Source organism: Acinetobacter sp. ANC 5600 (assembly GCF_002018395.1).
GTDB lineage: Bacteria > Pseudomonadota > Gammaproteobacteria > Pseudomonadales > Moraxellaceae > Acinetobacter > Acinetobacter amyesii.
This window is the reverse complement of sequence record NZ_MVKW01000010.1, coordinates 39,787-65,459: the sequence shown is the minus strand read 5'-3', so window position 1 is coordinate 65,459 and position 25,673 is coordinate 39,787. Positions and strand designations below refer to the sequence as shown.

Sequence of the window (25,673 nt, the reverse complement as noted above, 5' to 3'; positions counted from 1 at the left end):
AAGCATGATGTTTGAAAAATATGATGCTTATAAAGATTCTGGTGTGGAATGGTTGGGTACGATACCAAGTAACTGGGATATTTTTTCATTAAAAAGATCAATTGATGGTTGTTTTAATGGTCTTTGGGGGAGTGATCCTAAAGAAAATAATGATGATATTGTTGTTTTACGTGTTGCTGATTTTGACAGAAATAAATTAGTTATCGATAACTCAAAACTGACACTTCGCAATATCAAAAAATCAGAAATTGGTAATCGCCTTTTGAAAAAAGGTGATTTACTAATTGAAAAATCAGGTGGTGGTGACAAAACATTAGTTGGTTGTGTGGTTCTTTTCAATGAAAACTATAAGGCACTTACATCTAATTTTGTTGCTAAAATGACACCAAAAAGTAATGTAAATAGTTATTTTTTAAATTACTTTTTTGCAGCCTTGTATGCAAATAATATTAATTACCAATCCATTAAGCAGACAACTGGTATACAAAATTTAGATACAAATTCGTATTTAAATGAAAAGCTTGCATTGCCTAGTTTGCATGAACAAGAAGCAATAGTAAGTTTTCTAAATCAAAAAACATCTGAAATCGACCAAGCGATTGCGATTAAAGAACAACAAATTGCTTTACTGAATGAACGTAAGCAAATTGTCATTCAAAAAGCAGTGACTCAAGGTTTAGATCCAAATGTACCGATGAAAAATTCGGGTGTGGAATGGATTGGTCAAATTCCTGAGTATTGGGAAATTAGTGCAAATAGAACCATATTCAAAGAACGTAATGAACAAGGTAAAGAAGGGTTGCCACTTTTATCTGTTTCAATTCATTCAGGTGTTTCGAACGAAGAAATTTCCGAAGAAGACAATGTACGTGGTCGTGTAAAAATTGAGGATAAATCTAAATATATTCTCGTTAAAAAAGGCGATATCGCTTTTAACATGATGCGAGCTTGGCAAGGTGGTATTGGTGCAGTTTCAGTAGATGGAATGGTTAGCCCTGCATATATTGTTGCCAAACCAAATGATTTGATCAATTCAGAGTTTTTTGAATATCAGTATCGTTGTCCTGAGTTTATTCAACAAATGGATCGTTATTCCAAAGGCATTACAGATTTCCGTAAACGCTTATATTGGGATGGCTTTAAACAATTAGTGACCGTTGTTCCTCCTTTAGAAGAGCAACTTAAAATAGTTGAACAGATTAAAGCCATTGAGCAACAAACAAATTTTGCGATTCAAATTAAGAATCAGCAAATAGAAAAGTTAAAAGAATATAAAACTATACTCATTAATGATGCCGTGACAGGCAAAATTAAAGTGGCATAAAAAATTTAAACCTAGCGAACTTCGATTGGCTAGGTTTTTTAATATTTCGGGGGGAATATGAGCTTATATACAGTAGACACAGCCAATAAAAAACTAAAACCACTAGACATCACACAATTGAAACAACATAACCTGACAGAGCGTTATGACTTACAAGAATGGTTGGTGAGCCATCCTGAAGCATTGGGTGAAGAACTACTGATTATTCAAAAAGAATTTGATGGCTTTGATGGTACAGGTGAACGCCTAGACCTGTTGGCATTAGACACCAAAGGACAACTTGTACTCATTGAAAACAAACGAGATGACAGTGGGCGTGACGCCGTGTGGCAGGCACTCAAATATGCCTCTTATGTTGCGCCATTTACAGCTGAAGATATTATTAATGTTTATGCCAATTACCTAAGTAAGTACAAACCAATTGATGCGGATTTAGATGTCGATGCTTATGAGCCTGAACATGTTCATCACACAGCACGTATATTGATTGAAAAATTCTTAGGTGGAAATGCTGATTTAGATTGGATGAGTCAGCTGAATCCCAAGGCAACTCAACGCATCATTCTCGTTGCAGGTGAATTTAGAAAAGAAGTCACAAATACTGCGCTTTGGCTAATTGAACGTGAGATCGATGTTAAGTGTGTAAAGGTATCGCCATATATATTGAATAGCCAGTTACTGGTCGATATACAGCAAATTATCCCTGTCCCCGAAGCATCTGAATATATGGTTCGCTTAAGCCGAAAGGATGCTGAAGTGAAAACACTCAAAGAAAAAGAGAACTCACTTGAGAAAATGAGGATAGCTTATTGGGCGCAGTTGTTAGAAGATTTTCAAAATAGAAATTTCGACCTTTTTCGCAATGTTAATCCCATTGGTGTTGGCTGGCGTAGTGCAGGGGCAACGATTGCACAATGTAACTACAATTTGATTTTTGCCCAAAAAGAATTACGAGTAGAGCTTGAGTTCGCGACGAGCAATACTGAACACAATAAAAAGCTCTTTGATTTCTTCTACGCACAGAAAGCACAAGTTGAGCAAAGTTATGGTCTACAGTTGACTTGGCTCAGATCAGAAAATCAAAAGCTATCTAAGATTGTCATAAGTACGGCTGTTGAGGGATACAACAAGGAAAAATGGTCAGAGTACATTCAATGGCATTATGAACATGTTCAAAAGTTTGAACAGGTATTTAAGCCTTATATGAAAGATGCGTATCAAGTAATTAAGTAAGAAAGTAAAGATTTAAAAATTGGGGGTAGGGTGGATACAGCAAATTTATTGGCACAGATTAGCCAACTGTTAGAGGATAAGCCTGACTTATCTGAAATTGCAGATGATCGATTAGGGCAACTCATTTCTTATTTAGAACAAAAAGAAAATTCATTGGAATTGAAAACCATTAATGAATTACAGAAGGCTAATTTTTTTGTTGATAGTTACCAACGAGGCTATAAGTGGAAAGAACAACAAGTTTGGGAACTGCTAAATGATATTGATGAGTTTGAACCAAAACTGGACAGTGATTTTTATTGCTTGCAACCTGTAGTCGTGAAAAGAAAGACCGAAGGGACACAACACTATTGGGAACTCATTGATGGTCAGCAACGGATGACCACAATTTTTATTATTTTGACTTATTTAACCAATGAGTCATATTTTACTCTTCGTTATGAGACTAGAGAATCAAGTACAGAGCATTTAAATAACTTAACTGGACTCACTGAAAATAACCTACCAACGATTGATGCTCATTACTTCTATACGGCTTATCAAGCTGTCAAAACGTGGTTTGAAAAAAAGGGCACAGAATTTAACAGGGAGCATTGGAAGGATAAGCTCTTACATCATACAAAAGTCATTTGGTATGCCGTACGTGTAGATCGGGATCAAGATTCAAAAAAACAATCTATTGAAATCTTTAGTCGATTAAACCAAGGCAAGATTCCACTCACTGATGCAGAACTGATAAAAGCTTTATTTTTACAAAAAATTGCGAATGCCTATGGAAATGATCATCTTGCAGTTCAGAAGCAAACTGAAATGGCGAATCAATGGGATGCGATTGAACAGGCCTTACAAAATGATGAATTTTGGGCATTCTTGAGTCCGGCACAACAAACCAATAAACACACACGGATTGAACTTATTTTTGATCTGATTGCGAATAAAAAGACGGATAAAAAAGTACTAAAACTGAAAGTAGATCATCAAACTTTTATCTATTACGCAAATGAGTTTAAAAAAGCTCATAATGTGAAAGATTTAATTGAAAAAGAGTGGCTAAAGGTTCTCACAGGATTTCAGTATTTAAATGAGTGGTATGAAAATGATCGTTTATACCATCTTATCGGCTATTTGGTAGGTCAAGAATATAAAACTATTCAGGATATCTGGACTATAGCTCAAGATTGTAAACGAGATGAATTTGAAGCGAAGCTAAAAAACTTTATCCAAATTGAATTAAGTCATCTTTTTAAGAAAGACAAAAATGCCAAAGAATTAGATTTTGAGCATGTCTTTTATGATGCAGATGACACTTCATGTCGATCAAAAATTAAATCAATACTCGTACTATTTAATATTTTTAGATATGAGCGACACAATACACGTTTTTCTTTTAAACGCTATAACCAAGTAAAGTGGGATATTGAGCATATCCATGCCCAGCAAAGTGAGGAGTTGTCTAGCAAGGATGATCAAATCAAGGTTTGGGTATCTGAGCAAAAGGCATTGTTGGAGGAAATAACAGATAGCATTTCTAAGGAAAAGCTTGGAGAAATATTAACTCAATATGAGACAGTCACAGATCCTACGCAAAAAGAGCATTTGTATAATCAATATAATGAAATTTTAGAAACGCTGATCGGCAGTTTCTCTGAAAATATTCAAACACTTGATAATTTATGCCTTTTACCAGAAAGTGATAATCGCTCTATAGGAAATGATCCATTTTTTATTAAGAGAAAGAAAGTTTTACAAGCCGAAAAAGAGCTTTATGAATTAGGTAAGACTGACAAAGCCAACTTTATTCCTTTAGCATCACAACAGGTATTTTCTAAGTATTTTAGTGACGATGTAAATCACATGCTGAAGTGGGATACTGCAGATAGGAAAAACTATAAACAAGCATTATTAGACTGCTTTAAACAATTTGGTATTGAATTTCACGATGAAAATGAGGGGTGATGAAAAATGGCTAAATTGACATTGTGGAAAGCATTGGAACAATATCATATTGTTATACCTACAATTCAGCGTGATTACGCACAGGGTCGAAAGAATGATCCAAAGATTGCACAAATCCGTAAAACATTTTTGCAAGCTTTAGTACAAAGTTTGACTGAAAATCAAGAGCTTGAACTAGATTTTGTTTATGGATCTTTAAATTACAAAACACTTGAATTATTAGATGGGCAACAACGTCTAACGACTTTGTTCCTTTTACATTGTTATCTTGTGAATAAAAATAAGGCAAATATAAATGAAATTGATTTAATTAAAAAACAATTACAGAAATTCAGCTATCAAACACGTACAAGTTCTAAGCTGTTCATCTCTCAATTAGTTGAGAAGTTAGTCGAAATGGAATGGAGTGATAAGCCTTCCGTGGCGATTGAAAACGAAGCGTGGTTTCTAGCAGTATGGCGTAAAGATCCAACCATTATTGCAATATTAACGATGTTAGATGAATTAGAAACATTGCTGGGATCCAAGCATACGGATGAGCTTGATGAATTATGGGTGAGATTGAGTAGTCATTCGATTCTGAATTTTTATCTGTTACCAATGAATGAATTTTCATTAACCGATGAGCTATATATCAAAATGAATGCCAGAGGTGTTCAACTAACAGAATTTGAAAACTTTAAAGCATGGCTTCAGGGTTTTCTTGAAAATAAAATTGATACCAGCAAGGCAAATACTTTTTTTCAGAGTATTGACACAAAGTGGACCGATTTAATTTGGACTACGAGTAAAGACTGGAATAAATCTTTTGATGCGAGTTTTATTCATTTCTTTAAAATTTGTTTGCTATGTGAGCATCAAAAGTATTTATCCAAAAATCAAAAATCTGATTACACGGATGAAAAAGATATTGAGAGTTTAGTGAGCCGTTTGAGACTTAATTTATTTATTTCGCAAAAGCAATATATGGATTTATTCTCAAATGAAGTTAGCAATACGATTGATAACTTAACAGCGCTATTAGATTTTGCTGTAGTGCATCAAAGCAAACACAATGTCTTCAAAATATTAAGTACAGATAAGCCTTCCTATGAAGAGCAAGCAAACTTCGCAACCGCTTATTATTTTACCAAGTATATTCAAAACATTGATCAATTTGAGGATTGGAAAAGAATCAGTGGTTGGTTGGTAAAAAATGCTAAGGGTTACTATAACTCTGAAAAGTTAATGCTTTCAGTACTCGAAGCACTGGAACAATTAGCGATGTATATTGGTCATGAAAGTGTCCTGTATAAAATTAGCACTTTGCACCAACATCAAAACATTATAGAACTTTGTAGTAAAACTGCTTTTGAAAAATCACATATTGAGCATGAAATTGAAAAAGCCAAGCTCATTCTTCAAGATCAAGCGTGGAAAGAGTTATTAAAGAAATACGAAGAGCATAATTATTTCTATGGGCGAGTTGATTTCTTACTTGATTATGCAAAGGCAGATGATCAGAGCATTTGCATTGAAAAGTTTACTTATTACGCTGAAACTGCAAAAAAATTATTTGACGATGTATTTATAAAAGACAAGGAATATCGACTCCATAGGTCATTATTAAGCTTAGGTGACAGCTTAAACAACTATTTCGTTAAACGCGGAAGAAATTTAAGTTTTTGTTCGGCTACCTATAACTCATATCGTGATAGAGCAGAAAATTGGCGAGATGTATTTGATCACAATAGAGTCTCTGCAAATAATAAATACCCTCAGCTTAAAATCCTATTAGATATGTTAGAGGGTGATGTTAGTTTTGAAAAACTGAATGCTATTAGGAATCAAAAGTTGGCTCAAATCTATGATTGGAGAAAATATTTTATTCTTGATGCAAAGATTTTTAAGTATTGTTCTGGTACGCAGATTAGAAAGGACAGTGATGATCTTATCTTTTTACTCAAAAAGTCAAAGCTTAGTGGGACACATGCTGAGTTAAGAAGTTATGTTTTATATCACACCTTGCAGACAGCAGAATACGGTTTAATAGATACAGACCTTGATTATTTATCTGTTTCTAGCAGAGAGATTATGCCAAGTTTAAAAGTTCAAAATAGGCTTAGAGTTACATTTAAAAATGGTGTATTTATCAATGAAATCATTGAAAAAAATGTAGAAGAGATTGACGTTTTTAGACCAATCACAAGTGAAGAAATGCAAGAGTTTAAAAATATCATAGAAGCACAACAGCAAGTATTAGATGAAATTAAATACCCAGAAATAGTAGAGGTTGCTTAATGGTCAGTTTAACCGATGAACGTGCTTTAGAAATGGCAATTGAAAAAGCGCTGACTGGAACATGCCTTGAAAATGTCAAAGCTGGGTTAACCGATATGGTGATACCTCATCATGGCTTTGTATCAGGTTCACCTTCAAATTTTGACATGCTGTATGCCTTAGATATCCAATATTTTTGGCAGTTTCTTGAACAAACACAAGCAGATGAACTAGCGAAAATTCAGAAATTCAACCCACACGATTGGCAACGAAAAATCTATGAGCGCTTTGATCGAATGATCAGAAAGCATGGGGTGGTTCATCTACTTAAAAAAGGTCTTGCCGTAGATCAAGCGCATTTTCAGTTGATGTACCCAGCGCCGTTGGCAAGTAGTTCTCAGAAGATTAAAGACCGCTTCAAGCAGAACATTTTCAGTGTGACTCGCCAATTACGTTACTCAAAAGCCAATCCATTACAAGAAATTGATATGGTGGTATTTGTAAATGGTATTCCCATTATTACCTTTGAATTAAAGAACGAATGGACAGGGCAGAATGCTCGTCATCATGGACAGAAGCAATATAAACAAGATCGAGATATTACTCAGCCCTTATTGAGCTTTGCTCGTTGTATCGTGCATATGGCTGTCGATACCGATGAAGTCTATATGACTACGAAGCTTGCTGGAGCGAATACCTTCTTCTTGCCTTTTAATAAAGGTCATAATGCAGGTGCAGGAAATCCGCCAAATGCAGAGGGGCATAAAACGGCATACCTTTGGAAAGAACTCCTTTCAAAAGAAAGTCTAGCGAATATCATTCAGCACTTCGTACGACTAGATGGTGATGAGAAAACCTTATTAGACAAAAGGAATCTCTATTTCCCTCGTTATCATCAGCTCAGTGTAGTTCGTCGTCTTATTCATGATGTTTCAACTAAAGGGGTGGGTCAAACTTACCTCATTCAGCATTCGGCAGGCTCAGGTAAGTCAAATTCAATTACATGGGCGGCATTTCAGTTGATCGAAGCTTACCCTGCAGAAAAAGATATTCCTGGAAGTAGAGGACTGGAACATCCCTTATTTGATTCCGTCATTGTGGTGACAGATCGCCGTATTCTTGATAAACAGCTTAAAGAGAACATTAAGGAGTTTTCTGAGGTCAAGAATATTATGGCACATGCCCATAAGTCATCAGAGCTGAAATCTGCTTTAGAAAATGGCAAAAAAATTATCATTACCACGATCCAAAAATTCCCTTTCATTATTGATGGGATTGCAGATTTAAGTGATAAGCGTTTTGCTGTGATCATTGATGAAGCACATAGTTCTCAGTCAGGTGTTGCTCATGACAAAATGAATGAAGTTATGGGTAAAGCCAATGAAGACAGTGATGGTATAGATGCACAAGATAAAATCTTAAGTGCAATGTTGGCACGTAAGATGAAAGGCAATGCCTCCTATTTTGCCTTTACTGCAACGCCAAAGAACACGACTTTAGAAAAGTTTGGTGAAAAGCAAGCAGATGGCTCGTTTAAACCTTTTGATCTGTATTCGATGAAACAGGCGATTGAAGAAGGGTTTATTCTAGATGTCTTGTCAAATTACACGACATATAAGAGCTTCTATGAAATTGAGAAATCAATTCTAGAGAACCCATTATTTGATACGAAGAAAGCGCAGAAAACCTTACGAAGCTATGTGGAGAAAACACAACAGACCATTGATATCAAAGCTGAAGTAATGTTGGATCATTTCATTCAACATGTGGTAAATACCAAGAAATTAAAAGGCAAGGCCAAAGGGATGATTGTGACTCAAAATATTGAGTCTGCAATCCGTTATTACAAAGCGATTGACCGACTGCTTGAGCAAGCAGGATATCTATTTAAAGCCATCATTGCTTTCTCTGGTGAGAAGAAAGTAGATGGTATTGAATATTCAGAAGCGATTCTCAATGGATTCTCTGATAATGACACTAAAGATATGTTCGATCGTGGCTATGTGGGTGACAAGAAGCCTGTAGGCGTGAATGAAGATCAGTATCGCTTACTGATTGTTGCCAATAAATACCTCACTGGATTCGATCAACCAAAGCTTTGCACGATGTACGTTGATAAAAAGTTGGCGGACGTCCTGTGCGTTCAGGCACTTTCTCGTTTAAACCGTTCTGCCCCTAAATTGGGTAAGAGAACAGAAGATCTATTTGTGCTCGATTTCTTCAATGAGATAGAAGATATCAAACAATCATTTGATCGTTTCTACACGTCGACTACGTTGTCACAAGCGACCGATATTAATGTACTCAACGAACTAAAAGATGAGCTAGATACTGTTGGAGTATATGAATCATCGGAAGTCGAAGACTTTGCCACAAAATATTTTGATTCAGTAGATGCAGAAAAATTAAGTCCAATTATTGATACTGCCGTTGCACGTTTTGATGCTGAGTTAGAGCTTAGCGCTGAAGATAAAGCTGATTTCAAGATCAAGGCAAAGCAGTTTGTGAAGATTTACGGACAGATGGCTTCAATTTTGCCATACGAGGTTGCAGCTTGGGAAAAGTTATATTGGTTCTTAAAATTCTTGATTCCTAAACTCAAAATTGAAGATCCAGAAGCAGATGCTTTAGACGAGTTGTTAAATTCAGTTGATTTAAACTCCTATGGTTTACAGCGTAAAAAACTGAATGAGCAAATTGAGTTAGATGCTGAAGAAACAGTTCTAGATCCGACAAATTCGAATCCTCGTGGTGCTCATGGCGGTGAAACTGAAGAAGACCCATTAGATGAAATCATTAAAACGTTTAATGAACGTTGGTTCGGTGGTTGGGCTGCAACGCCTGAAGAGCAAAAAGTAAAATTTGTGAATATCTTAAAACAGATAAAAGAACATGCTGATTTTGAGAGTAAGTATTTGAATAACCCTGATCCGCATACCAAAGATTTGGCTTTTGACAAGATTATGAATGAAGTGATGTTACGTCAAAGAAAGATTGATATGGATATGTATAAGCAATATTCAAAAGATACTGCCTTTAGAATGTCGTGGAAATATAGCCTGCAACAGGGTGTAATGCGATAAAGGGTTGAGATATGTGGAATTGGATACAAGAGGAGTTCTATAAGTTACTGATAGTGCTAGAGCGCTATCCAAAGGTCTGGATACTTCCTTGTGTCTTTTTTATATTTTGTATCGCTGTTATCACATGGCTGAATGCTCAACTCGGTCATTATTTTGAGACACGAAGCGTGACGCAGATGATGCCTTATATAGATCAATTCATTGTTAATTTTTACGATAAAATTCGTGGGAAATTAGTGAATCGGTATTTGATATTAGGCTCTATTTTTCTGTTTTTTATAGGGTATTTAAAGTATAGAAAAAAATGTGTTTTTTGAGTTAGAGAAGCAACTAAAGATTACAGTAGTAATCTTTAGTTCATATATTTTTTATACATTCATTTTTAAAGAAAGTATAGAAAAAATCAATTTCAATTTAATGCTCTACATGGCTTTGTTGCACAAATACCTAACACTATAATTTTATTATGTTTATTTTTATTGAAATTCAACAAAAACATTAAAATCAGTAACTTTCAAAATATTTATGCAATAAAGCCTAAGGAAGTTACCATACTTTTTTATATGCTTAACTTCCTAAGCCCCTTATTTAATTATTTTATGTTGTTCGGACAAGTTTACGTGAAGTGATGTGTGACTGAATTTTTTGCCCTAATAAATGCACCATCAAACCCAGCATAACAATACAAGAACCCAGCCACTGCAAAGTATTTAATTTTTCATCTAAAAATAAATAGGCAAAAATCATACTTATAACAGGTACCCAGAGTGATAACGGGCTAATTATAGCAGCAGGATAACGTGTCAGTAGGTAGATCCATAAGCCATATCCAATAATCGTTGCAAAGTAAGCGAGAAATGCTGCAGCACCAAATCCTTTCCAAGTCAGTGCATGCCAATCCGCAACCACACCTTGCCAGCCAATATTCTGCACCGCTAAAAGTAAAAACCATAATGGGGTAAGAATATTGCCCCATATGACTAAACCAATTGGGTGAACAGGCCCCATTTTTTTGACTACGATATTACCGCAGGCCCATGAAATTGCTGAGCATAATACCAATGCTAAACCCATTAATGGAACATGACTATGTTGTTGACCAAAGGCAATCAGCATTAAGCCCATAAAGGCAATCACGATAGTCAGCCACTGGTTCCAAAAGGCTTGTTCGCGTAATAAAAATGCTGCAATCATGACAGTAAAAAAGGCTTGGGATTGCACAACTAAAGCGACTAAACCTGTAGGCATTCCTGTCGCAATTGCACTGAACATAAAAGCAAATTGAGAAAAGTTACTAATAAAGCCATATAGTAATAACCATTTCCACCCGACACTTGGAATACGGATGAAAAATAGGGCAGGTAATAAAACCAGTAGATAGCGTAAACATCCGAGGAGCATAGGGTGTATCTCACTGACCCCAACTTTCATAAAATAAAAGTTAATACCCCAGATGAACACGACTGCGAAGGCAGCTAGTTTATCTTTTAAATGCATATGTAATTTCCTAAAGACGTGGATGACCTGTACTTGGTACAGGTCATTGTGTTTGAGGATTAAATTTTGGTTTGTTTGGCAGGGATGAGCGTATTCAGTTGTGTACTTTGATGACGTAATTTAATCAGCTCTACATAATCTCGAATAATGAAGATACAGAATAAGATGCCTGCACTTGCGATACCAAACCAGAACGCTTTTTGAAGACTCGGAATGAAGGCCATTGCAGCAAAGATTGAAAGCATGCCGATGATTGCAAAATAACTCAGGTATGGGAAACACCACATACGAACTTTCAAACGTTCAGTAGCAACACGTTCTAAGTAGCGACGCAAACGGATTTGCGAGAATGCAATCACGATATAGACAAATAAGGCTACAGTTCCATAAGATTCGACCAAGAAAGGGAAAACAGCATCTGGTGAGAAGTATGAAGCTAGAATTGATAGATAACCAAACAATGTGCTGAATAGGATGGCACGAATTGGAACGCCATTTTTTGAAAGTTTAGTTAAGCTACGAGGTGCATCACCATTTTGGGTTAACGCAAACAACATACGGCTCGCAGCATAAACACCAGAATTTAAGCAACTAAGCACCGCTACGAGAATTACGACATTCATAATGTCTGCAAAAAACGGAATATTAAGAACTTTTAATGCACTTACATAAGGCGTCGCAATTTCTGGACTATTCCAAGGGACGATACATACCACTAATAAAATTGAGCAAACATAGAAAATAAGTACGCGTGAAATTACAGATTGAGTTGCTTTGGCAACAGATTTTTCGGGGTCTTTGGTTTCTGCAGCAGCAATCGTAACGATCTCAGCACCAAAGTAAAATCCAGTTGCGGCAACAGCCCCAGATAAAACTGGTCCCCAACCATTTGGCATAAAACCACCATGATTTAACAATTCACCAAATCCAGCAGCTTGATGGTTTGGCCAAAGTCCGAACATATATAAAGTGCAAAGGAAAATGAAAAGACCAATCGCAGCAACTTTAATAGATGAGAACCAAAACTCGAATTCACCAAAGGATTTGACTGAGAATAAGTTCGTTGCTGTTAATAGGGCGAGTAAAACCAGACTGACGATCCATTGTGGTGTATCAGGTAACCAATAAGCAAATAGTTTTGCACCAACAATCGCTTCTAATGCAATCACGATGACCCAGAAATACCAATACATCCATCCTGTCATGAAGCCTGCGAGTCTAGATAAATAAGGCGAATCTTGGAAAGCATGGCGTGCATATGCATAGAAGGAGCCTGATACAGGAGAGGCGGTTGCAAGTTCACCAAGCATTCGCATCACTAAAATAATCAACACACCCGTAATCAGAAAGGACAAAATTGCGGCTGGACCTGCAGCTTGAATCACTACTGAACTACCTACAAATAGTCCCATTCCAATAACACCGCCAAGTGCCATCATTTGGACATGACGAGGTTTTAAAGCACTTTTTAAACTTTGATTTGAATCTGAATCATACATGATGGATTCCCTCTTATATTTTTATAACCGAATCATTACAGATGACTGAATGTGTGCTTAAAGCACTTCATCTCTTAAGTGGTACCAGCGATATAACAATGCTTGCCCGAGTCGACGGAATGGTCGAAACAGATGTGAAGGCAAAGGGGATTGATAAATCGGAAGCTCAAATTGAGGGCGGTGTATTCCCATCACTCGTTCCGCGAGACGGAGTCCTGCCATCGCGGAGAAAGACACACCATTACCACCATAACCAATAGCGTAATAAATGCTTTCCTCAGGGTTGGGTTGTACGATACGAGGCATCATGTCATGACTCACATCGACCCAACCCCACCAAGAATAAGCAATAGGTATGCCACGTAGGCTTGGAAATTTGCGATAAAGCCCTTCTTTTAAACGTTCGAGATGGACTGGATTATCTGCATCTGCACCGGTTAAGGAACTTCTACTGCCACATTGCATGGATCCATCAGGGAGTAGGCGATAATAGTGACGTAAAGTTCGAGTATCCGTAATAAATGTGGTGCTGTATAAGCCTGCCTCAGCACGTTCCGCTTCTGTTAAAGGGCGCGTCACAATAGAGTTGGATAAAATCGGCATGATTTTTCCAGAAAGATGAGGGTGTAAGCCGTTAGGCGTATAGCCACCTGTTGCAACCGCCACACGTTTTGCTTTGACAATACCATTTGGAGTACGTAAATAATGGATGCCATTGTGCGTTTCCCATCCAAGTACCGGACTTGAAGTGTGTACTTTGGCACCAGCAGCACGGGCACGTTTTAAATAGCCAAAAGCTAATTTTAATGGGTGTACGCCAACTCCATCGGGTTCCAACAAAGCACCTGCAGCTTCCTGATCCGCAACATATTCCTCATGTAGTTGTTCACGGCTCAACATACGAGTTTGATAGCCAAACACCTCTTTCATAACTCGGCCTTCATTTTCGAGGAAAGCCATTTTTTTTGCGCGATGAGCAATATAAAGATGTCCACCATCTTGAGCATCACATTCAATGCCGCTCACAAGGTCTTTGAAGTAATCAAAACCTTCCCGAATTTCAGCATCAAGACGTTTGGCGGTGTCTAATCCCCATTTTTCAATCCATTGGGATCGGTACAAACGACCTGAGGCATTTTGACCTTGCCCACCGTTACGGCTAGTACAGCCCCACGCTGTACGGTTTGCTTCAAGGACAAGTGGGGCAGCACCAAATTGTTCAGCTAGTGTTAGTGCTGTAGATAACCCAGTGAATCCTCCACCAATAATCACGATGTCCGCTTCGGTGTCACCCATTAATGGACCATCATCTTCAGGTGGTGTACCTGCTGTGCCGACCCAATAAGTTGGCGCATAATTTTCATTTCCCTGTAGGACAGGAGAGGTTAATGGGTCAAACTGTGCGTTGTAACTTTTAAAACTATGTGACGGTATAGATTTATGCAGTTCTAAGTGTTCGCGAAATGAACTTGCATGTTGGACAGATTGATTCATTGAATGACTCCTTACGCGATTGCTTGAACAGGTCTATTTTTACGGAATGCATTTTTGACGAGAATTTTTCCATCTTTAAATGTAAAGACATCAACCATATTGGCTTCAATCCAGCCACCATCAGCAGTTGTCGCAGTAAAGGTTGTTTCTGAAATACCAAATTCAGCGTTATCACTGATCCAGTGTTTACCGTTTCGCCACTGAGCATCTGGAAAACTTTTGAAGGTATTGCTAAATGCTTGACGAACAGCATCTAAGCCTTCAATTCGGGTTCCATGAACATCCTCACCAGCTACAGTTTCAAAACGGCAATCTGGATGCATGCATGCCATGAGTTGTTCGACATCATGTTGATTCCATGCTGTAGAAAAATCTGTAAGTAGTTGGATTAATTGTGCTTGCTGCATTTGTTTTGCTCCAAAACAAGGTTTATTTAGCTGTTGAATTGAATTTACGGAAATAGTGAAAAATGGCGTAGTACCAGATTTGGGGTTTTGATGGAGCCAGTAATAAATTAACTTAAATTATTGTTTTAATAGATTTAATTTAAATATTGAAGAGTGGAATACCTTTTGCTTTATATTGAGTAAGTCCAGTTTTAACTTAAAGATGGGCTGAAACTATGAACTTTGCACCAGTTTGATTTGGGACGCATCAAAATGGATCGCAGTAATGCACAGATATAAGGATTGAGTAGTGAATACAGCGATTTCAGCTACAGTTTGGCAGGCATTATTTTCTAATACTGCAAAAAGTGGTTTGAATTTACAGGGCAGAATCTGTCGTATGATGTTTTCGGCTTTGGTACAGGGTTATTTAAAGCCAGGTATGGCTGTACCTTCTAGCCGTGATTTAGCTGATCAACTAGGTGTTGGAAGAAATACGGTCACCATTGCGTATCAACAATTGGTTGCTGAGCGAATTTTAGAATCTAAACAGCGGAGTGGACATTTTGTCTGTTTAAATTTCCAGATTGATAGTAGCGAGAGTAAAACCATTCGTACTACGTCAAAAGCGACGACTTGGGGGGCTCGCTTTTGTATACGACCTTCAGCACAAAGGCATTTGACGAAACCAAGTGATTGGATGAATTATTCATATCCCTTTATTTATGGTCAACCTGATGCGGAAAGCTTTCCTGCTTCAGCTTGGCGGGAATGTGCATTACGTGCCTTATCTGCAAAAGATGCCTCAATATGGTCACGAGATATGACTCAGCAAGGGGACGACGCCTATCTCATTAATGCAATCCGTCAGCATATTTTGCCTACGAGAGGCATCATGGCTCAAGAGAATGAAATCTTACTGACTGTGGGAAGCCAGCATGGCTTATATATGTTGGCAACGTTGTTAATGCGGCAGAATCATGTGATCGGTGTTGAGGAACCTGGTTATCCAGATGCGCGTAATATATTTATGCTACAAACTCAGAATATTGTTCCTTTAGCTGTAGATCATGAGGGGGTAACTTTAACTAGAGCAAGCGAGTGCGATTATTTATTTGTTACGCCAGGACGGCAATGTCCAACAGGTGTAACAATGTCACCACAGCGCCGACAAAATTTATTGCAGTTAGCAGAACAAAACGACAGTATTATTATTGAAGATGAATATGACGCTCAAGTGTTGGTGCAAAATACGACAATTCCCGCGCTAAAAAGTTTAGATCGACATGGGCGAGTCATTTATCTTGGAAGTCTATCTAAGCCATTGGCACCGGGGTTACGTTTAGGATATATCGTTGCTGCACCCGAATTAATACAAGAACTTCGACATTTACGCCGTCTGATGTTGCGACATCCAAATGTATTCAATCAACGTGTCTTTGCTTTGTTTATCGATCAAGGCTATTACCATAGCATGCTTCGCCGTCAGTACCAGTTACACCGGCAACGGGGTGAAATACTCAACAAGGCATTAAAACAATATCTTCCAACATGGAAACCTTATGCTTTGAATGGTGGTTCAGCATGTTGGATTGATACCGCAGCGGATATTGATACTATGGTTTTGTCTCATTATGCCGCAAATTTAGGCGTATTCATTGAATCGGGGCAGTCTTTCTTTTTAGATGATCACAAACACAAACATTTCCTTCGTTTAGGGTTTGGGTCAATCAGTGCAGATAAAATTGATGAGGGGATAAGAAGGCTGGCTCAAGCCACTGAAGAATATTGTTTATATAATTGGGCAGACTAGCATTCCGCGACACTGTATTATTGAGGCGTGCTGAAAAAACAGGACACATCAGTTGCCGCTTTTTTTAGAAATTCTTTTTCCATTTCAGCAATTTTGAGTTGTTGTTTGAATTTCTTGTTTTCTTCGAGTAGAGCACCGAGATCGGGCAAAAATTGTTGTGTTCCTGCTAATGTCCCAACCTTTGCTTTCTTGTATCAATTTGATAAGGTTTTCATGGAAATACCGAGTTGTCGTTATTTAAGTGATGTGCTGCAAAAGCTGCCGACACACAAAGTGACCCAAATTGAAGAATTGCTGCCGCACTGCTGGAAACCTAAATCGAATTAAAAATTGGTATGGGATTCAGCGGACGCTTACTTCACGAATCCATTTATCTAAAGTTGAATAACCCACACCTAATTTCCGGGCGATTGCAGCTATAGGCTCGTGTGAGTTTGAAAGTGCATAATCAATCGCTTGCTGTTTAAATTCAGGACGGCTTTGTTGCACAAAGCTATTCTTGAAGGCTTTTTCAGCAATATAATTTCCAGATGAAGAAGCCTACGCCTAAAATCTATCGTACAACCAATTGGTCCTCGTATAACCAAGCTTTAATCAAGCGAGGAAATATTTCAATCTGGTTTGATCCTAAGACGCAATGGTATGCACAACCACAAGGCAAGCACGAACGAAATCAAACTTATTCCGATACAGCGATTCAATGCTGTTTAATGATCAAATCTCTATTAAATTTGAATGGATTGGGGAAAACTCAGCTTTTGAATGTTTATGCAACAAAGCCCTTCATGATTAATTTAAGTTTTTTTATAATAAATAGTAAATGCATAGAGGCTGTTTTTTTAAAGGGCTGATACCACTGAAAAGTAAAATATGGGTGCCCCTGCACACATGATGAGCAATTGAAAATTAAAAGCGTGCAGTATGTGATCAAGTTATCAATCCTTTATTTTTTTGATAATTAAGAAGAAAAACGGATTGAGCAGCTGTGCTATAAAAATTATAAAAGATAATAAGCTGAGACAGTGTCATGTTAAAAAATATCGCAATAATTTTGATATCTGTGTGTGCGGCTTCAGCTGTTTTTGCTCAAGAAGCGATTAATCTGAATTTCAGCGGAGAAATTTATGAAAACACATGTGATTTAAATTATTCTGATAATAAAAAAAAATGTGAAGTTTTAGAAAATCAATTTGCAAACGCCATTGAGCGCATGAAGACTGAAGATCGTTCAATTGTACAAATTCAATCCTATCTGCTGCAGCAGGCCGAAACACGTTCCACTTTTTTTACGGTAAATTTAAAGCAACTTCCTGAAAAAAAATCCTTAAATCTTGAAATCAATTATAAATGACTTCTTTTTAATAACTGATCTATTAGACCTCTTGCGAAAGTATCATTTTTGACTATTTTAGATTTTGATATTTATTTAAAAATCAACTCTTATCACGGATTAAATTTTGACTAAAGCAAGAGATACCGTCTGAAACGTCAAGTAAATTATCGAAAATTCATGCTCAATAATCTGCTTGATAAGGCTGTTGGTGTTTGAGTACACCATAACAAAGATGAACCAACTTTCTCATTGCAGCTCCAATCGCCATCATTTTGGTTTTACCATTAGTTAATAATCTTTCATTCATCCCTTTAATATGAGGATTATGCCGAGTTGCGACAATGGCTGCCATATATAAACCGGCACATATTTTGGAAGAGCCCGCTTTGGATAAATGGCTTCTGCCATGAATGGAGCTACCTGACTGCTTTTGAGTGGGCACCAATCCAACAAAGGCAGCCGCTTGACTAGCTCTTTCAAAAGTATGACTGCGCAAGAAACTGAGCATTAATAAACTAGTTCGATCTGCAATGGCTGGAATACTGCTGAGCAGTTCTTTATCATTTTTTAAATCAGGATTCTGATCAATGTGATCATCAATTTGTTGGTCGATACCCTGAATATGTTTGTTTTAACTGTTCAATACTCTTGTGGAGAGACTGAAGTACAGGTTCCATCGTGAAGGTAGACTCTGCTTTTTCCAAACGATTCTTTTCACGTTGTAAATCTTCACAGAGAACAGCTCTTCTATCCAGTAAAGCATTCAGCAATTGAATATGTTTGGGTAAAGGTTGCCAAAAATGTAGATTGGCAGTCATCGCAAATCGAGCTAGAACCTCACTATCTACCTTATCTGTTTTATTCAGCTTAGACATACTCTGAGCAAAATATCGAGCTCTGGCAGGATTGGTTACAGAGACTTGATAGCCCTCACCAAATAAATATTTAGCCAAGAGTTCATGATAAATAGATGTTGCTTCCATTAAGATAATGGTCTGCGTAGAAGTTGCAGCATGCTGGTTTAGCCAGATTTGAAGTTGCTCAAAACCTTTTGGTGTATTTGAAAAAGTTTTGGTTTTCTTTTTATTTGCAGAATTTTCTAAAATTAAAACAGCAATCAATTTTAGCTTTAGCAACATCAATACCAAGATAAAACATAATCTTTACCTGCTTTAATTATTCAATTATTGTTTTAGCATAACCACCGTCTTTTCTTGTGAATGCAGCATCAAAGTGCTTAGTTACCGTCCAGAGTTGTGCAAGTGGTTAGGGCAAATTGTAGGTTTTATCTCTTGCACAGACTAAAAGTCTTAGGTCTATTACAAACTCTACAATTTGCATATAGTGGAAGCTAATCACTACAACCTCCAAGATCTAATATATCAAAAATTTAGTAAAGCGATTTTGAGCTGTTTCGTTGATATTTCCCTGTCTTGTTTACAAAAAATGTATCAAAGGAGTTTTCAAATATTTTTTTTCTGCTATGATTTAAAAAATGTAAGATATGTCACATTTTGTATTTTCTTTGTGTTTGTGATCGTATTTTAGCAAGTTCCGCAATAAGCGGAAAAAAAATTATTGATTATCTTTAGGTTAAGTAAATGAAAACACAAATTTCATTGGCATTCGCAGCAGTTTCAGCCTTGGCTTTCACAACTTCAGCATTTGCTGCGGGTCAAATTAACTTTACTGGCGAAATTGTGAATGCCGCATGTGATATTAAAATCAACAACAGCAGCAGCAATGAAGTTGTTTTAGGCAAATGGCCAACGTCTATGTTTAAAGCAGCTGGCGATAAATCAACTCCAGCAAATTTTACGATTGATGTAGCCAACTGTGTTGCCGGCAACTATCAAGTTAACTTTGCAGGCACTGCAGATGCAACGAACGCTAAGCTGCTGAAAGCATCGGCTGCAACAGGTGTCGGCATTGCAATTGCAAACGCAAACAGTACATCAAATTTAGTGAATTTAAATACAGTCGTGGGTGCTGATTCTAACGCTGCTTTAACTGCGTCTGGCACTGGCGCAACTGCTGCAGGAACTTTGCCATTGCAGGCGTTCTATCAAGCGACTGGCAGTACTGTGACTGCAGGTAAAGCAGACGCAACTGTAAGCATTACATTGCAGCAAAAATAATTTAGCACCCTGAGGAACAGTCATGCGCCTGAATCCATCTTTATTCGCCATTGTTTTGTCCGGCCTTGCGTTTGCATCGCCAAGCAATGCTGCGATTCAGGCCATGGCTAGCCGCGTGATTTATCACAGTGACAGCAAAGCTGCCACGCTAAATCTGAAAAATAACGCGTCTAAACCTTATATTGTGCAAACTTGGCTGGAAGCTGGTGAAGATAAAACAGCTTCAGCTAAAGTGCCTTTTATTGTGACGCCGCCATTAATCAAAATTGAACCGCAAAAAGAATCTGTTTTACGATTTATTTATTCGGGTTCAGGCTTGCCGACAGACCGCGAAAGCCAAGTTTGGATTAATGTGCAGGAAATACCGCCAAAGCCGGAAGAGGAAAACACTTTACAACTGGCAGTGCGTTCAAAACTCAAATTATTCTACCGTCCGCAGCAAATTGAAGATGATTTGCCGGCAGCGGTGAAAAAACTTCAGTGGTCTGTTGAACATGGCACATTGAAGCTGAAAAATAATAGCCCGTTATTTATCACGATCGGCGATTTGGCTTTAGGCAAAAATGGCCAGCCGATCACCCATATGAATCAGGATATGGCGCCGCCATTCCAAAGCATTGATGTGCTGCGCAACGTGCCAGAAAATGTAAAAAGCCTTAAATTTACCTATATCAATGACTATGGCAGCAATATTGAGATCCCCGAAGTTATTTTGAAATAATGATTTGAACTGCAGTTGGATTTGAACTTGCATTATTTAAAACTGTCTTTGCTTAGTCTGAGCCTTGCTGCATTAAATACACAGGCAGAAGATTCAGCGTTCAATACAGCATTTCTTAAAGATGTTACCGACCAAGTGGTTTTTGATGCTGTCACCAAAGGCTACAGCATTTTGCCGGGTGATTATGATTTCAGCATTTATCTGAATAATCAGCGCATAGAAAAAAGAAAAGTAAAATTCTATCAAAAAGATCAGAATGTTGTTCCTTGTGTTGATGCCAGTTTTATTGAAGACTATCAAATACTTTTAGACACTCAAACGGATGCGCAGCCATCTACGGCCTGTTATGACCTGACGGCATTGTCCGGCGCAAAACTGAATTTTGATGCTGGCCTGCAAACCTTGAATTTATCCATTCCACAGGTTTTTTTACAGCAGAATGCGCGCGGCTATATTTCACCAAAGCTGTATGATCAGGGCATCAATGCGCTGATCTTAAATTACAACGCCAATACGAATACCTATAAAAGCCAGTCAGGTCCGGATACCAGCAGCAGCCTATTACTGAACGGCGGCTTTAACTGGGGCGCGTGGCGTTACCGCAATCAGAGCAGCTTTTTAAAGAGCACGGGGCAGTCTGCCTCTTGGGACAATGCCATCAATAAGCTTGAACGCGACATTATTCCATTAAAGGCGCGCCTAGAATTGGGCGATGCCAATACCCGCGGCGATGTTTTTGAAAGCATTAATTTCCGCGGCCTGCAATTCAGCAGTGATGAGGCGCAATTGCCAATCGGCTTGCAAAGCTATGCGCCAGTGATCCGCGGCACCGCGCGCAGCAATGCGCTGGTCGAAATCCGTCAAAATAATTACTTGGTGTACAGCATGAATGTTGCGCCGGGCAATTTTGAAATCGCCGATTTATCTGGCGTGAACGACAGCGGCGATTTGGAAATCAAAATTATTGAAAGTGACGGCTCCATCCGTACTTATACGCAGCCGTATGCATCTATACCGAATATGGTGCGCGCTGGGCAGCATAAATATCAGATCACTACAGGGCAATACCGCAGCGGTTCAGGCGCGGAGCTGCCGTATTTTGGCCAGCTGACCTATACGCTGGGCTTCAACAATTTTCTGACGCCGTATGTAGGCGTGCTGGCTGCAGAGGATTATCACTCCGTTGCAGGAGGCACCGCGTGGTCATTGGGAAATTGGGGCGCCGTTTCTGCCGACCTGAGCTATGCCCGCAATACCTTGTTCAGCGGCCGTCAAGAAGACGGCTTAGCTGTACGTGTGAACTATGCAAAATCCATCAATACACTGGGAACTGATATTCACCTGACCGGGTCTCATTACAGTGAGCAGTATTTCAGCTTTGCAGATGCTGTACAAGAAAAAGCGCAGTGGCAGAATGGCGCGTATAAGTATCAGTACCAAAACTCATCGGCAGTCAATGACCCCGAAAATTCTGCTGATATTCAAACACAGTCCTATTATTCGCCTGTGTTTTTCAATAGAAAAACTCAGTATCAAATTTCACTGAATCAGCGTCTTGGCAAATGGGGGCAGCTGTATGCCAATGTGTCCGACACTCAGTTTTGGCAAAAGGAATACAATCAGCACAATTGGCAGATTGGCTATAATAACAATATTCATCGTTTGACCTATGGCCTGTATTACCAAAACAGCAAAAGCCTTTTCAGCGGTTCCGATTATTCGGTTGGGCTGAATTTGAGCCTGCTGCTTGATACGCCGAAATCCTTTAAGCAGCATGATGTTATTGCCAATAACAGCGCGCTCTATTCTGAAAGCTCGGGCGCAACCCTGCAAAGCGCGCTGTCTGCAAGCTTTTTGAAGGATAAAAACCTGCAGGCGCAGTTGCTGGCGGGGCATTCTGAAAAAAGCGGCGATCATTTTAATGTGAATGCAGCATATCGGGGAATCAAAGGCAATGCCAATGTCGGATATGCTTATGCAGATCAATACCAGCAGCTGTATGCAGGGGTGAGCGGCGGCCTGCTTATGCATTCTCAAGGGGCAGTCTTCGGGCAGCAAATGTATAATTCGCCGATTTTGATTGAAGCCAAAGGCGCCAGCGATATCCGTATTGAAAATCAAACCGGTTTAAAATTGGATAAGCATGGCTATGCTATTATCAGCAGCAGCAATCCTTATGCAAAAAACCGTGTGGCGCTGCAGGCGGAAGATTTAGGGCAAAATATCTTTATTGATGAATTGGTGAAGAATGATATTGTTCCTACTAAATATGCGATTGTGAAAGTAAAATTTGATGTGAAGACAGGCCACAGCTTGCTGGTCAATTTGAATTATAAAGACCGTGAATTAGCGGCCGGCACGGAAATCAGCGATGTGAAAGGTCTTAACCGTTATGGCCTGGTGGGACTGAACAGTCAGGCTTACCTGACCAATGTTGAGTCAGGGCAGGTTTTGACCGCAAAATGGGGCAGTGCTGAAAACCAGCAGTGTCATTTTACTTTACCGCAGCTCAGTAGCCGTGATATTGGTTACGATGAACTGGCATTAACATGTGAAGCTGGAGAATCTAAATGAAGAGCAAATGGCTTCCGCTGTTTTTGAATGCATTTTTAATCGCCATCAGTTTAACCGCTGCGCAAAGCGCATCTGCTATGCGCTGCCTGTCCGGCGGCCAGGCGACCAGCAATTTTAATATTGATACAGCAAAAAATACCACCAATACCACAAATGTCGGCACGATTACGGTCACCAGTTTTAATAGTGCAACCAATGCATTATTGTGGGAGTCGCAAACTTATTCATCGACGTTTACCTGTTATGATGATGCAACGACCAACTCCAGTGAAGATGCTTATTTATATGTCGATGACGCTGCGAAAAAATTAGCGACCGATTTTGGCAATTCTAATTTAATTATGGGCATCCGTTTTAATGGCCAAGAATATCCCATTACAAAAACCACCGATAAAATCGCGACCGGCAAGCGCGCGCTCAGCTATCAATCTGATAACTACTGGTCTACCTCAAGAGCTTCTCAAAATTGTAATTTGATTGGTAAAAATAATTGGTTAAGTTCAAAGCGTTGTGCAGATCCTCAAACCATTACCTTAACCTATTCTTTATATATTAAGGCGCGCGGTTCAGGCAGCAATTTTCCTGCAACGGTGAAAAACTATGATGTTTTCCAGCTTGACGGTATTGGCGGACGCAACGGCAACGGCAATTTTCAGGAAAAAGTCAGCGGGGTTCAAATCAATTATGTGGAATGTGTCCCTGTGCTGAGCACGCAGAGTGTGTATTTGGGCAAATACTATGCTTATCAGGACTTAAATACCGTTCTAAGGAAAACGCCATTTACCATTAATGTCACCACCAATGGCAAAGACTGCGCAAAATATCCTTTTGTTGGCGTGTTCAGTTCGGCATATAAAGTGGATGATCAAACGGTTACTGCCATAGAAACAGGCATGAAAGATGTGGTGGGAATCCGCCTGTTTGAATCGGGAAACAGCGCGCCTTTGAGCTTAAATGACACGGTTGATTTTGGCTACAGTACAGGAACGCAGCTGAGTAAAAACTTTGAAGCGGGCGTATTGTTTCTGAAAAAGCCTGTAAATGCTGGAAAATTCACCTCTGTCATTAATTATGAAGTCTATTTTAAATAGCGGCTGAACCGCTGTAGCCTCGGTATTTATCAGGCTGAGGCAGTTTCCTGTGATGTTTACAATCTTGGAAATGAGCAGGAGCTTGAGCCTAAATTCATTCGGCCTGTTTGAGTCTAAGGTTTGGATTGACTGTGCAAAATATAGCGGATTGCATCTATGTATTTAGGATGCATGTGGCTGGCATCCATACCCAGAAAATATGGCGCAGCCATCCAGAAAAAACTGAAGGCATAGCCATAATTATCTAAGGTTTGATATTGCCACTGTTCCACTAAGCTTAGAGCCTATCCAGTATTAATTTTATTCTTTTTTAGCAATTGAAAAAATAATTTGTTAAATTTCCCCCATGAGAAAACCATATCCCAGCGACATTAGTCGAGAAGCCTTTAAAGAAATTAAACCGTTACTATTGAGCGGAAGAAAACAAACACGTCCAAGAGTCGTTGATGTCTATGAAGTATTTTGCGCATTGCTCTATATTCTAAAAAGTGGATGCCAATGGAGTATGCTTCCTCGAGACTTCTCACCTAAAAGCGCTGTGCATTATTACTTCTCGATTTGGAATAAAAAGTCTTCAGAAACTGAACCTAGCATACTTGAGCAAGCTTTAAAAAATGTAGTTGGCGAGGCCCGTATCAGCATTGGACGGAAAGAACAAACGAGCTTTATCATGATTGATTCACAAAGTGTAAAAAACACAGATACTGCACGTGATAAAGGGTATGTGCTGGTAAAAAAGTTTCAGGCATTAAAAGACATATTATTGTTGATACTGAAGGTCTCCCGCATGGAATATTGGTTACGACAGCAGATAAAACAGATCGTCAAGGTGCGTTAGATACTATAACTTTGCATAAAGATAGCTTACAAAATGTAGAGGTTGTACTTGTTGATGGCGGTTATACAGGTGAACGCTTTTCTTTGGCTGTTAATGATTTAATCGAATCCCGAGTTGATGTAGCTAAACGAAGTGAATTGCATAAATTTGCAGTCATTCTACAACGCTGGGTTGTGGAAAGATCATTTGCTTGGTTAGAAAAGTGTAGAAGGCTCTGGAAAAACTGTGAAAAGCACCTAAATACGAGCCTTCAGTTCATTAATTTAGCCTTTTTAAGGCTACTTTTGCATAGAAAATATTCTGGATAGGTTCTTAGAGAATATTCCTCCACCTTCAGGTAACTATGTATATCCATACTTATTTGGAGGTGATCGATTATAGGTATAATTTTTTTTATATTTCATATAATTCTTATTATTTTATTAGGGTCTGTT

Annotated in this window: 18 protein-coding genes and 4 pseudogenes; 14 read left to right on the top strand and 8 right to left on the bottom strand. The window is 38.6% G+C overall.

Features of this window, described 5'->3' with window-relative positions; all coding sequences use genetic code 11:
• The first annotated feature begins 4 nt into the window (after positions 1–4).
• Genes B1201_RS15620 through B1201_RS15600 form a run of 5 tightly spaced genes read left to right on the top strand, consistent with a single transcriptional unit; the run spans position 5 to position 9,855 of the window.
• On the top strand, positions 5–1,324 hold the full coding sequence (locus B1201_RS15620; protein ID WP_078194330.1) for a restriction endonuclease subunit S: 1,320 nt from the start codon (positions 5–7) through the stop codon (positions 1,322–1,324).
• 57 nt (positions 1,325–1,381) lie between these two features.
• On the top strand, positions 1,382–2,557 hold the full coding sequence (locus tag B1201_RS15615) for a DUF4268 domain-containing protein (RefSeq protein WP_078194329.1): 1,176 nt from the start codon (positions 1,382–1,384) through the stop codon (positions 2,555–2,557).
• A 30-nt stretch (positions 2,558–2,587) separates the two neighbouring features.
• Positions 2,588–4,513 carry a DUF262 domain-containing protein gene (locus B1201_RS15610; protein WP_078194328.1) on the top strand — a complete coding sequence of 642 codons (1,926 nt, stop codon included), beginning with the start codon at positions 2,588–2,590 and terminating at the stop codon, positions 4,511–4,513.
• Between the two features lie 6 nt (positions 4,514–4,519).
• Positions 4,520–6,793: a GmrSD restriction endonuclease domain-containing protein gene (locus B1201_RS15605; protein ID WP_078194327.1), complete on the top strand. Its 2,274-nt coding sequence runs from the start codon at positions 4,520–4,522 to the stop codon at positions 6,791–6,793.
• The gene (locus B1201_RS15600) at positions 6,793–9,855 is read left to right on the top strand and encodes a type I restriction endonuclease subunit R (protein ID WP_078194326.1); all 3,063 of its coding nucleotides are present in this window, start codon (positions 6,793–6,795) and stop codon (positions 9,853–9,855) included. Before B1201_RS15605 ends, B1201_RS15600 begins: the two co-directional genes overlap by 1 nt.
• 597 nt (positions 9,856–10,452) lie before the next feature.
• On the opposite strand, the gene B1201_RS15590 is transcribed toward B1201_RS15600, so the two are convergent.
• From B1201_RS15590 to B1201_RS15575, 4 genes are read right to left on the bottom strand one after another with little or no spacing between them, the layout of a single operon-like run.
• Positions 10,453–11,352, bottom strand: a complete 900-nt coding sequence (locus B1201_RS15590) for an EamA family transporter (protein WP_078194324.1) — start codon at positions 11,350–11,352, stop codon at positions 10,453–10,455.
• Positions 11,353–11,411: 59 nt separating this feature from the next.
• A complete protein-coding gene (locus B1201_RS15585) occupies positions 11,412–12,851 on the bottom strand; it encodes an amino acid permease (protein WP_078194323.1) in 1,440 nt (479 codons plus the stop codon).
• 57 nt (positions 12,852–12,908) lie between these two features.
• Positions 12,909–14,345, bottom strand: a complete 1,437-nt coding sequence (locus tag B1201_RS15580; RefSeq protein WP_032037831.1) for an NAD(P)/FAD-dependent oxidoreductase — start codon at positions 14,343–14,345, stop codon at positions 12,909–12,911.
• A gap of 11 nt (positions 14,346–14,356) precedes the next feature.
• Positions 14,357–14,752, bottom strand: coding sequence for a nuclear transport factor 2 family protein (locus tag B1201_RS15575; protein WP_032037828.1), 396 nt, complete (start codon positions 14,750–14,752; stop codon positions 14,357–14,359).
• Positions 14,753–15,041: 289 nt separating this feature from the next.
• On the opposite strand from B1201_RS15575, the gene B1201_RS15570 reads away from it, so the two are divergent.
• Complete coding sequence (locus B1201_RS15570; RefSeq protein ID WP_078194322.1) at positions 15,042–16,544, top strand: PLP-dependent aminotransferase family protein; 1,503 nt, start codon at positions 15,042–15,044, stop codon at positions 16,542–16,544.
• Between the two features lie 50 nt (positions 16,545–16,594).
• Here the strand turns inward: B1201_RS15570 and B1201_RS15565 are convergent.
• Positions 16,595–16,777 (bottom strand): annotated as a pseudogene (locus tag B1201_RS15565) (IS3 family transposase); the annotation flags it as partial.
• On the opposite strand from B1201_RS15565, the gene B1201_RS16830 reads away from it, so the two are divergent.
• Positions 16,758–16,871: a transposase domain-containing protein gene (locus B1201_RS16830; RefSeq protein WP_143221717.1), complete on the top strand. Its 114-nt coding sequence runs from the start codon at positions 16,758–16,760 to the stop codon at positions 16,869–16,871. The pseudogene B1201_RS15565 and the gene B1201_RS16830 overlap by 20 nt on opposite strands.
• A 24-nt stretch (positions 16,872–16,895) precedes the next feature.
• Here B1201_RS16830 and B1201_RS15560 read toward each other — a convergent pair.
• Positions 16,896–17,033, bottom strand: a pseudogene (locus tag B1201_RS15560) (transposase); the annotation flags it as partial.
• Between the two features lie 41 nt (positions 17,034–17,074).
• Between B1201_RS15560 and B1201_RS15555 the strand changes: the two are divergent.
• A pseudogene (locus tag B1201_RS15555) lies at positions 17,075–17,281 on the top strand (transposase); the annotation flags it as partial.
• 290 nt (positions 17,282–17,571) lie between these two features.
• Positions 17,572–17,895 carry a hypothetical protein gene (locus B1201_RS15550; RefSeq protein WP_078194321.1) on the top strand — a complete coding sequence of 108 codons (324 nt, stop codon included), beginning with the start codon at positions 17,572–17,574 and terminating at the stop codon, positions 17,893–17,895.
• Positions 17,896–18,058: 163 nt separating this feature from the next.
• Here B1201_RS15550 and B1201_RS15545 read toward each other — a convergent pair.
• A pseudogene (locus B1201_RS15545) lies at positions 18,059–19,035 on the bottom strand (IS110 family transposase).
• Between the two features lie 443 nt (positions 19,036–19,478).
• Between B1201_RS15545 and B1201_RS15540 the strand changes: the two are divergent.
• The 4 genes from B1201_RS15540 to B1201_RS15525 are packed head-to-tail and all read left to right on the top strand — an operon-like array spanning position 19,479 to position 24,401.
• Complete coding sequence (locus B1201_RS15540; protein ID WP_078194320.1) at positions 19,479–20,015, top strand: fimbrial protein; 537 nt, start codon at positions 19,479–19,481, stop codon at positions 20,013–20,015.
• A 22-nt stretch (positions 20,016–20,037) separates the two neighbouring features.
• Complete coding sequence (locus B1201_RS15535) at positions 20,038–20,736, top strand: molecular chaperone (RefSeq protein ID WP_078194319.1); 699 nt, start codon at positions 20,038–20,040, stop codon at positions 20,734–20,736.
• Positions 20,737–20,763: 27 nt separating this feature from the next.
• Positions 20,764–23,310, top strand: coding sequence for a fimbria/pilus outer membrane usher protein (locus B1201_RS15530; RefSeq protein WP_228144795.1), 2,547 nt, complete (start codon positions 20,764–20,766; stop codon positions 23,308–23,310).
• Positions 23,307–24,401 (top strand): fimbrial protein, encoded by a 1,095-nt coding sequence (locus B1201_RS15525; RefSeq protein WP_078194317.1) that lies wholly within the window; start codon positions 23,307–23,309, stop codon positions 24,399–24,401. Before B1201_RS15530 ends, B1201_RS15525 begins: the two co-directional genes overlap by 4 nt.
• Positions 24,402–24,514: 113 nt before the next feature.
• Here B1201_RS15525 and B1201_RS17010 read toward each other — a convergent pair whose 3' ends face one another.
• Positions 24,515–24,673 (bottom strand): hypothetical protein, encoded by a 159-nt coding sequence (locus B1201_RS17010; RefSeq protein WP_171263813.1) that lies wholly within the window; start codon positions 24,671–24,673, stop codon positions 24,515–24,517.
• Between the two features lie 74 nt (positions 24,674–24,747).
• Here B1201_RS17010 and B1201_RS15520 point away from each other — a divergent pair.
• A protein-coding gene (locus B1201_RS15520) for an IS5 family transposase (protein WP_143221716.1) occupies positions 24,748–25,547 on the top strand; the annotation gives its coding sequence in 2 pieces (ribosomal slippage) (positions 24,748–25,126 and positions 25,126–25,547; 801 coding nt in all).
• Positions 25,548–25,673 lie beyond the last annotated feature (126 nt).